This is a genomic window from Phenylobacterium sp., from assembly GCF_037138395.1.
In the GTDB taxonomy this organism is placed as follows: Bacteria; Pseudomonadota; Alphaproteobacteria; order Caulobacterales; family Caulobacteraceae; genus Phenylobacterium.
Genome location: NZ_JBAXIM010000113.1, coordinates 1 through 8387, shown reverse-complemented (window position 1 = coordinate 8387; position 8387 = coordinate 1). Strand labels below are relative to the sequence as shown.

Sequence of the window (8387 nt, the reverse complement as noted above, 5' to 3'; positions counted from 1 at the left end):
CCAGGACGTCCGGGTCGCCGAAGGGCATGAGCTGGGTCAAAAGGACGCCGGCCTTGCCCGCATCCGGGTCCGCCCAGAAATAGGTGTTGAAGATCCCCGCCCAGTTCAGGGCACCGGGCCCGCGCCCCTGCTTCGTCGCCTCCGGGGTGACGACGGAGGCGAGGCCATGGCCGGTCAGCATGTCGGGATAGAGGTCGAAGTCGGTGGTCAGGGCACCGTTGGCGGTCTTGAAGGCCCCGGCCTTGAGAGACCCCGTCTGCACCTCGCTGAGGGACCGCACGGTCTGCGGCTTCAGTATGCGGGCGCCGTCCAGCTCCCCGCCGTTCAGCAGCATGCGCAGGAAGCGGATGTAGTCCGGTGCCGTGCCGTGCAGGCCGCCGCCGCCCGACAGGACCTCGGCCTCAGTGCCACCGGACGGAGTCGGGGCCGGGAAGAGGGTTCCCTCGACCCGCAGGTGGGCGGTGGCCCGCCGCTCCGGGTCCACGGGGGCGAAGCCGGTGTCCGTCATGCCCAGGGGGCCGAGGATGTGGTCATTGAGGTAGGCGTCCAGGCGCTGGCCGCTGGCGGCCTCCACGGCCAGGCCCGCCCAGTCGATACCGATCCCGTAGCTCCAGGCCTCGCCGGGATCGTGCAGCAGGGGCAGGACGTGCGCCGACCGGGTGCCGCCGTTCGGATCCGCCGCCCCGGTCACCCGATGCCATCGGGTGAGGTCCTCGCTCAGGAAGGCATAGCCAAAGCCCGAGGTGTGGGTCAGGAGGTCCCGCAGGGTCGGAGCCCGCCGGGCCGGACGCAGGCGCGGGGTGCCATCCTCGCCAAAGCCCTCAAGCACCTGCAGGTCGGTGAATTCAGGCAGCAGACCCGACAGGTCACCGTCGAGGCTGAGCCGGCCCGCCTCCACCTCCCGCAGGGCCGCAACCGAGACCACCGCCTTGGTCATGCTGGCCAGCCAGAAGATCGTGTCCTGGGTCATGGCCGCCGGTGCGCCCGCCTGCCGGAAGCCGGCCTGGTGGGTGTAGGTCACGCCGTCGCGGTCCGCTACGGCCGCCACGGCACCAGCGATACGCCCGGAGGCCACCGCCGCCTCCAGCGCCTTCTCAAAGCCCTCGTACACGCCTGTCCTCCGCGTCAGAGGCCAAGCACCATCTTGGCCATGATGTTGTGCTGGATCTCGTTCGACCCCGCATAGATCGAGGTCTTGCGGTAGTTGAAATAGTGCGGTGCCAGGGTGGCGGCATAGTCCGGCCCGGCCCGGGGCTCGTTGCGCTCGCCCCGGATCTCGGCCCAGGTGTCACGCACGAAGGGCGCGGCGTAGACGCCGGCCGCCTCGAGGGCCAGCTCGGTGATGGCCTGCTGGGCCTGGCTGCCCTCCAGCTTGAACATGGAGGACACGGCCCCCAGGGTCTCGCCGGTGACCCGTGAGCCGAAGACCCGCAGCTCGGTGGCGTTCAGCGTGTCCACCTTGATCTGCATCTCGGCCAGCTTGCGCCGGAAGGCCGGGTCATGGACCAGCTTGCCGCCGCCGTCGGAGGCCTGCAGGGAGGCGATCTGCTTGACCTTCTCCAGCTGGTGGGTGAGGCCCGGGGCATAGGGATTTCCCCGCTCGAACTGCAGCAGGTACTTGGCGTAGGTCCAGCCCTGGCCCTCTTCGCCGATCCGGTTGGAGATCGGCACGCGGACGTTGTCGAAGAAGACCTGGTTGATTTCCTGCTCGCCCTGGGCGGGGCCGTCCAGGGTTGGCAGGGCCACGATGGAAATGCCCGGCGTCTTCATGTCCAGCAGCAGGAAGCTGATGCCCACCTGGCGAATGGCCTCGTTCGAGGTCCGCACCAGGCAGAACATCCAGTCCGCCCATTGGGCGTAGGTGGTCCAGATCTTCGAGCCGTTCAGGACATAGTGGTCGCCATCCCGCTCGGCCTTGAGCGCCAGGGAGGCCAGGTCCGATCCCGAGCCCGGCTCGGAATAGCCCTGGCACCACCAGACGTCGGTAGACAGGATCCTGGGCAGGTGCTCGGCCTTCTGCTCGGGGGTGCCGAAGGCCATGACCACCGGGGCGCACATGGTCAGGCCCATGTTCGAGGTCGAGGGCGCGCCCGCCAGGGCCATCTCCATCTCGAAGATATACTTGCGGCTGTGGCTCCAGCCCGTGCCGCCGTACTCCTCCGGCCAGTCCGGGGCGATCCAGCCCTTTTCATTCAGCCGCTTAAGCCATCGGACCTGGCCCGCCTTGTCGATGTGGGCGTTCTTCGACTGCGCCGAGCGGGCGCGCATGTCGTCGTCGAAGGCTTCGGCGATGAAGGCCCGGACCTCGTCCCGAAAGGCGAGGTCGTCTTTGTTGAAGGCCAGGTCCATGGTTTTCGTCTCCGTGTCAGACGCCGTCGAGGTATTCGATCTCGGGCCGGCCACCCATGCAGGGACCCATCTTCGGGCCCGCTGCCTTGAAGTATTCCGTACCGCCGTGGTGCTTCAGGGCCGCCTCGTCGGCGTAGAGTTCCAGCACCTTGTAGACCTGCGCGTTCGTGCGGCTGCGGGTCAGCTGGTAGGCGTGGCAGCCGGGCTCATTGGCCTTCACCTGCTTGGCCAGTTCGGTGAAGATGGCTTCGAACTCCGCGTTCTTGCCTTCCGCTACGGTCAGGGTCGCGATGACGCCGATCATTCCATTTCCTCCGTTTGTGTGAGGCTTTGGACGGTAGAGGCACCCCCCGCAGGCAGCAAGCCCCGCCGCAGCGTCACCCGGGGGGAAATCAGCGCTTCGGGCCGTCCTTGTCGCTCCAGCCGTAGGCGACCCATTCGTGGCCGCCCACCCGCTGGGCCTCGATCACCTCGCCGGTCGCCCCCGTTGCCGAAGCGGCGGGTACCGGCGCGCGACGCAGCCGCCCCGTCAGGGCGGCGAGGCCCAGGAGGGTCGTCCCGATCACCGCCACCACCACGACGGTCGCCGCCGCGAACAGGGCCGCGACGGCCGCCAGCAACAGCCCCGCCACCGCCCCCAGGACCGCGAGCACGGCCTTGGGGCCGCGAAGGAAGGCAGCACCGGAACGATTAGCGATACGGATCATCGACATCCTCTGCAGGGGGCAGGGCCGGACCGTCCGGTCCAGCCTTCCCAACATGTTGTGCGCGCCCACGGGGGCGTCAACTGGAATCGGTCCGGACAGGGGGGCTCCGGGCAGGGGCCAGCGGGAAAAAACCGTGAAGGGTCGTGAATAACGGACCAGGCCCCGCCGGCCCGGGCGGACACCGCAGTGCCCATCAGTCACTGGCCTAGCCTCGGGGAAAGTGTCTCTCGCGCTGACGCTTCCCCACCGCCCTCGGCCTGAGGCGGAGGGTGTCGCAGGCAGCTGAGGTCCGCCCTACCCCCGCGCCGCGGCGACCTCCGCCCGCTCGCGGCGGATGGAGTCGTAGGCGGCGTTGAGGGCGGCGGACTTGGCGTGGGCGATGTCGAGGTATTCGTCGGGCAGGCCCAGGGCGTGGATGCGGTCCGGGTGGGCGTCGGCGATGCGCCGCCGCCAGACGGCCTTCAGGTCCGCGTCCGAGGCGTCGTGCGGGGCGTCGAGTACGGCGTAGGGGTCGCCATCGGGGGCTCCCAGATGGGTGGCGCGAATCCGGCGGTAGGACAGGGGACCAAAGCCGAACAGCTCGGCCACCCGCTCCAGATAGGCCTCCTCGTCGTCAGTGACCGCCCCGTCGGCGCCCGCGATGTGGAAGAGGCCGTCCAGAACGTCCTCGAGCAGGCCGGGACAGTTGCGGTAGCGGCGCGCCAGTTGGCGGGCATAGCTCTCGTATCCGTGGGTGGTCTGCCGGGCCAGGTCGTAGAGGCGCTGGACATTGCCCTGCGACGCCGCCTCTGGGGAGAAGACCTCGGCGAAGGCGTCGAACTCGGAGACCCGGGCGCGGCCGTCAGCCTTGGCCAATTTGGCGCCAAGGGCGGTTACCGCCGTGGAGAAGGCCGGGTCTGCCCCGGGGGGGCCCGGCGGGCAGTCACAGTCGCCTGCATCCGGCCCGCGGACGGCCAGGGTCGCGATCCTGCTCCAGAAGCCCATGCCAGCGCCCCAATCTCGCCGCGCCGCACCGACGGCGCGCTCCCTTCATGACGCCGTCCATATACCGGGCGGCGACTACGGGATTGTTACGTTTTCGACAGATGGAACCGCCCGGGGGCGGCCGACACTGGACGCGGCTTTCCCGGGTGTGGTCTTAGACCCAGGTGAGTGGCGGCGGAGGCCCCTTGGACAGGCGCTGGACCTTCTGGATCGACCGGGGCGGGACCTTCACCGACGTGGTGGGGCGGACCGACGACGGCCGGGAGGCGACCGCCAAGCTCCTGTCAGCCTCGCCGGCCTGGGCGGACTCCGCCGTCGAAGGCATGCGGCGGCTGATGGGAGTGGCGCCCGATGCGCCCTTCCCCGGCGACCGGGTCGAGGCCATCCGCATGGGCACGACCGTGGCCACCAACGCCCTCCTGGAGCGACGTTTCGCCCGCACCCTGCTAATCACCAACCGCGGCTTTGCCGACGCCCTGCGGATCGGCGACCAGTCCCGGCCGGACCTCTTCGCCCTCGACATCCGTCGCCCCGAGCCCCTGTTCGCCGGAGTCCTGGAGGTGGATGCGCGGCTGGGCGCCGACGGCGCGGTGGTCGAGCCCCTGGACCCTTCGGCCCTGGCAGCGAAGCTGGCCGACCTTGCCCCCGGCTACGAAGCCGCCGCCGTGGCCTTCCTGCACGCCGACCTCAACCCGGAGCCCGAGATCCTGGCCGGACGCCTGGCCCGGGAAGCCGGCATCCCCTTCATCGCCCTCTCGCACGAGGTCTCGCCCCTGCCGCGCTTCCTGCCCCGGGCCGAAACGACGGTGGCGGACGCCTGCCTGACCCCCGTGCTGCGGGCCTATGTGGACCAGGTCCAGTCTGCGGTGGGCGGGGCGCCCCTCTGGTTCATGACCTCGGCTGGCGGCCTTGTCCGGGCCTCAGCCTTCCGGGGAAGGGATGCCGTCCTGTCCGGTCCCGCCGGCGGGGTCTCCGGCGTGGCCGCGACGGCCCGGGCGGCGGGAAGTCGGGCGGTCCTGGGCTTTGATATGGGCGGGACCTCCACGGATGTCTGCCGCTTCGCCGGGGTGCTGGAGCGGCGCCAGACCACCCAGGTGGCCGGGGTGCGCCTGCGCACGCCCACGGTCGACGTCGAGACGGTGGCGGCCGGGGGCGGCTCCATCCTCCACTTCGACGGCGACCGAGCCAGGGCGGGACCGGCCAGCGCCGGCGCCGATCCCGGGCCAGCCGCCTACGGGCGCGGCGGACCGGCCACGGTGACCGACGCCAACCTGGTGCTGGGTCGGCTGGACCCGGCGCGTTTTCCCGCCGTCTTCGGGCCGGGCGGCGACGCCCCCCTGGATGCGGCGGCGGCGCGGGCGGCCCTTGCAGGCCTGGCGTCGGAGATGGGCCTGGCCGGGCCCGAGGCCGCGGCCGAGGGCTTCCTGGCCGTGGCCGTCGAGCAGACCGCCCAGGCAGTACGGCGCATGTCCACCGAGCGCGGCTTCGACCCCCGCGACCACGCCCTCGTCGCCTTCGGCGGCGCGGCGGGACAGGTGGCCTGCGATGTGGCCGAGGCCCTGGGTATGGACGAGATCCTCTGCCCGGGCCGGGCCAGCGTCCTGTCAGCCTGGGGTATGGGACAGGCTAGACCCACCGTCCTTCTGCAAGCTGGGCTGGAGACGGCCCTCGACGCGAGGGGGCTAGCCGCCGCGTCGGACCTCGCCGCCCGCCTCGGCGCGGAGGCCCTCGCAGGCCTGGCCGCCCAGGGAATCGACAGTGGCGAGGTCCAGGTCCGCCTCGGCCTGCGCTACGATGGCACCGACGCCGTCCTGTCCCTGGCACCGGGATCCGGGGACGAGGTGCGGGAGTCCTTCGAAGATGCCCACCGCCGGCTGTTCGGATTCACCGAACCCGACCGGGCGGTCCGCATCGCCCGGGTCGAGGTCGAGGCCGTGGAGGCGACAGCACCCCCCCTGCCGGTGGGACCCACCCGGGACGCTCCAACCCCCGTCTCCATCCCCACCGGTACCCGACAGGGCGTTAGGCAGATGACCTGCCGGTCGCAGGCTCTCTCCGCGCCCGTGGTGGAGGCTGCCGCCCTGACCCAGATCGACGGCCCGGCCCTCATCGTACGCGATGATACCCAGGTCGCCGTCCTGCCGGGCTGGCGGGCCCGAGGCGAGGCCGATGGCCTGATCCGCCTGACCCGCATCGCCGGCCCCGCCCCCCGGGAAGTGCGCCTGGACCGTCCCGATCCCGTCACCCTGGAGCTCTTCAACCGTCGATTCATGGGGGTAGCCGAGGCCATGGGGGCGGCCCTGGAGCGCACGGCGCACTCGGTCAACATCAAGGAAAGACTGGACTTTTCCTGTGCTCTCTTCGATGCAGACGGCGGGCTGGTGGCCAATGCGCCGCATATGCCCGTGCACCTGGGCTCCATGGGCGCCTCCGTCCTGGCCGTGCGCGAGCGGCGGGGGATCCTGAAGCCGGGCGAGGCCTTCGCCCTCAACAATCCCTACGCGGGTGGCACACACCTGCCGGACATCACCGTGGTCATGCCGGTCTTTACCCGGCCGGAGGCGGAGGGGCCCCCGGACCTCTTCGTCGCCGCCCGCGGGCACCATGCCGACGTCGGTGGCGTCCAGCCCGGCTCCATGCCGCCCTTCTCCCAAACCCTTGAAGACGAGGGGGTTCTGCTCGACGCCCTGCCCATTATGCGCGCCGGCGTCTTCCTTGAGGCCGAGGTCCGGGAGGCCCTGCTGGCGGGTCCCTGGCCCTGCCGGGCGCCGGACCGCAACCTCGCCGACCTGAAGGCCCAGCTCGCCGCCTGCCAGGCCGGGGCCGACACCCTGGCGGGCATGATCCGGGACCAGGGCGGCGAGGTCGTCGCCCGGTACATGGACTTCGTCCAGGACAATGCCGCCAGCGCCGTGCGGCGGGCCCTGAATCGGCTGTCGGATGGCGAGGCCAGGGTTCCCATGGACGGGGGCGGCGAGATCGCCGTGCGCATCACCCTGGATGGCGACCGGCAGGGAGCGGAGATCGATTTTACCGGGTCTTCCGACCAGGTGCCGACGAATTTCAATGCGCCCTCGGCCATCGTGGACGCCGCCGTCCTCTACGTCTTTCGCACCCTGGTGGACGACGATATCCCCCTTAATGCCGGCTGCCTGAAGCCCCTGCGGGTGCGTACCCGGCCCGGATCCCTCCTGGCCCCTGCCCCGCCGGCGGCGGTGGTGGCGGGCAATGTCGAGACCAGCCAGCATGTAGTCGACGCCCTCTACGCGGCCCTCGGCGTCATGGCTAACGCCCAGGGCAGCATGAACAACCTGACCTTCGGGGACGCCGACAGGCAGTACTACGAGACCCTCTGCGGTGGGGCCGGCGCCTCGGCCCGGGGACCGGGTGCCAGTGGTGTGCATACCCACATGACCAACTCGCGCCTGACCGACCCGGAGATCCTCGAGCGGCGCTTCCCGGTGCGGCTGGAAACCTTTGAAATCCTGCTGGGTTCAGGGGGCAGAGGCACCTTCCGGGGTGGAGACGGCGTGCGCCGGCGGATCCGTTTCCTGGCGCCCCTGGAGGCGGCCCTCCTGTCCACCCGCCGGACGTGCGCGCCCCAGGGGCTGGCCGGCGGCGGCCCCGCCCGGCCCGGCGCCCAGCGCCTGATCCGCGCCGACGGCTCATTCCTGGCCCTTGGCGGCTGTTTCTCGGTGACTGTCGCGGCAGGGGAGGCCATAGAGATCGAGACCCCCGGAGGCGGCGGCTTCGGACCGCCCTCCGCCACATCTGCGCCGGATTCAGAGGCTAATCCCGCCCCATGATCGCCCTTGCCCTCGCCCTCGCCCTGGCCGCCCAGGAGCCCGCGGCATCCACGTTGCCCGCCGATGCGCCCCAGGCCACAGCCGAGCGGGTCGCCGCCCGGGCGGCGGAAGCCCCAGGCCCGGCTGGCGCACCCAAGGACGACTATGGACTGGTCGGCTGGTGTTATGGCGTGCTGGATGGCTACCTCGCCCAACACGACCGGGTGATGCCGGACGTGACCCGGATCGAGAAGACCTATCGCCGGCCTGGCTCGTCCCTCCAGGACGACCTCAAGGTCTACGGCGACCTCCAGGCCCAGGCCCGGATCCACCTCAAGCTGTTCACCTCCGCCCTCCAGGCCGCCGAGCAGGCCAGCATTTCCCCCCTGCGCCCGCGGGGCGAGGCGGCCATCGCCAAGGGCCGCGCCGTCTGGGCACCCGCCGCCAACCTGCCAACCCGCACGGTCGCCCAGCAGTGGATGGGATGGACCCTGCCCCAGGCCTGCCCGGTCGCCGCCGAGCGCCTGACCCGCAACGCCCCCCTGATGGGCGCCGCGTTCGA

The 8387-nt window shown here is 71.1% G+C and carries 6 protein-coding genes and 1 pseudogene; 2 read left to right on the top strand and 5 right to left on the bottom strand.

Annotated elements, in window-relative coordinates:
* The 5 genes from WCJ52_RS09580 to WCJ52_RS09560 form a co-directional block, all read right to left on the bottom strand.
* Positions 1 to 1111, bottom strand: a 1111-nt coding sequence (locus WCJ52_RS09580; protein WP_336903080.1) for a serine hydrolase domain-containing protein, incomplete at its 3' end; no start/stop codon positions are given.
* A gap of 14 nt (positions 1112 to 1125) precedes the next feature.
* Positions 1126 to 2349, bottom strand: coding sequence for an acyl-CoA dehydrogenase family protein (locus WCJ52_RS09575; protein WP_336903079.1), 1224 nt, complete (start codon positions 2347 to 2349; stop codon positions 1126 to 1128).
* 16 nt (positions 2350 to 2365) lie between these two features.
* Entirely contained in the window at positions 2366 to 2653 is a 288-nt protein-coding gene (locus tag WCJ52_RS09570; protein ID WP_336903078.1) for a putative quinol monooxygenase, read from the bottom strand.
* An 88-nt stretch (positions 2654 to 2741) separates the two neighbouring features.
* Positions 2742 to 3056: a hypothetical protein gene (locus WCJ52_RS09565; RefSeq protein WP_336903077.1), complete on the bottom strand. Its 315-nt coding sequence runs from the start codon at positions 3054 to 3056 to the stop codon at positions 2742 to 2744.
* 294 nt (positions 3057 to 3350) lie between these two features.
* The gene (locus tag WCJ52_RS09560; protein ID WP_336903076.1) at positions 3351 to 4040 is read right to left on the bottom strand and encodes a molecular chaperone DjiA; all 690 of its coding nucleotides are present in this window, start codon (positions 4038 to 4040) and stop codon (positions 3351 to 3353) included.
* Between the two features lie 185 nt (positions 4041 to 4225).
* Here WCJ52_RS09560 and WCJ52_RS09555 point away from each other — a divergent pair, with 185 nt between their 5' ends.
* Positions 4226 to 7846 (top strand): hydantoinase B/oxoprolinase family protein, encoded by a 3621-nt coding sequence (locus tag WCJ52_RS09555; RefSeq protein ID WP_336903075.1) that lies wholly within the window; start codon positions 4226 to 4228, stop codon positions 7844 to 7846.
* Positions 7843 to 8387 (top strand): annotated as a pseudogene (locus WCJ52_RS09550) (hypothetical protein); the annotation flags it as partial. The gene WCJ52_RS09555 and the pseudogene WCJ52_RS09550, both read left to right, overlap by 4 nt.

Coding starts and splice junctions, on each gene's coding strand:
- WCJ52_RS09575 (WP_336903079.1), bottom strand. CDS start 2,349: ATGGACCTGGCCTTCAACAAAGACGACCTCGCCTTTCGGGACGAGGTC.
- WCJ52_RS09570 (WP_336903078.1), bottom strand. CDS start 2,653: ATGATCGGCGTCATCGCGACCCTGACCGTAGCGGAAGGCAAGAACGCG.
- WCJ52_RS09565 (WP_336903077.1), bottom strand. CDS start 3,056: ATGATCCGTATCGCTAATCGTTCCGGTGCTGCCTTCCTTCGCGGCCCC.
- WCJ52_RS09560 (WP_336903076.1), bottom strand. CDS start 4,040: ATGGGCTTCTGGAGCAGGATCGCGACCCTGGCCGTCCGCGGGCCGGAT.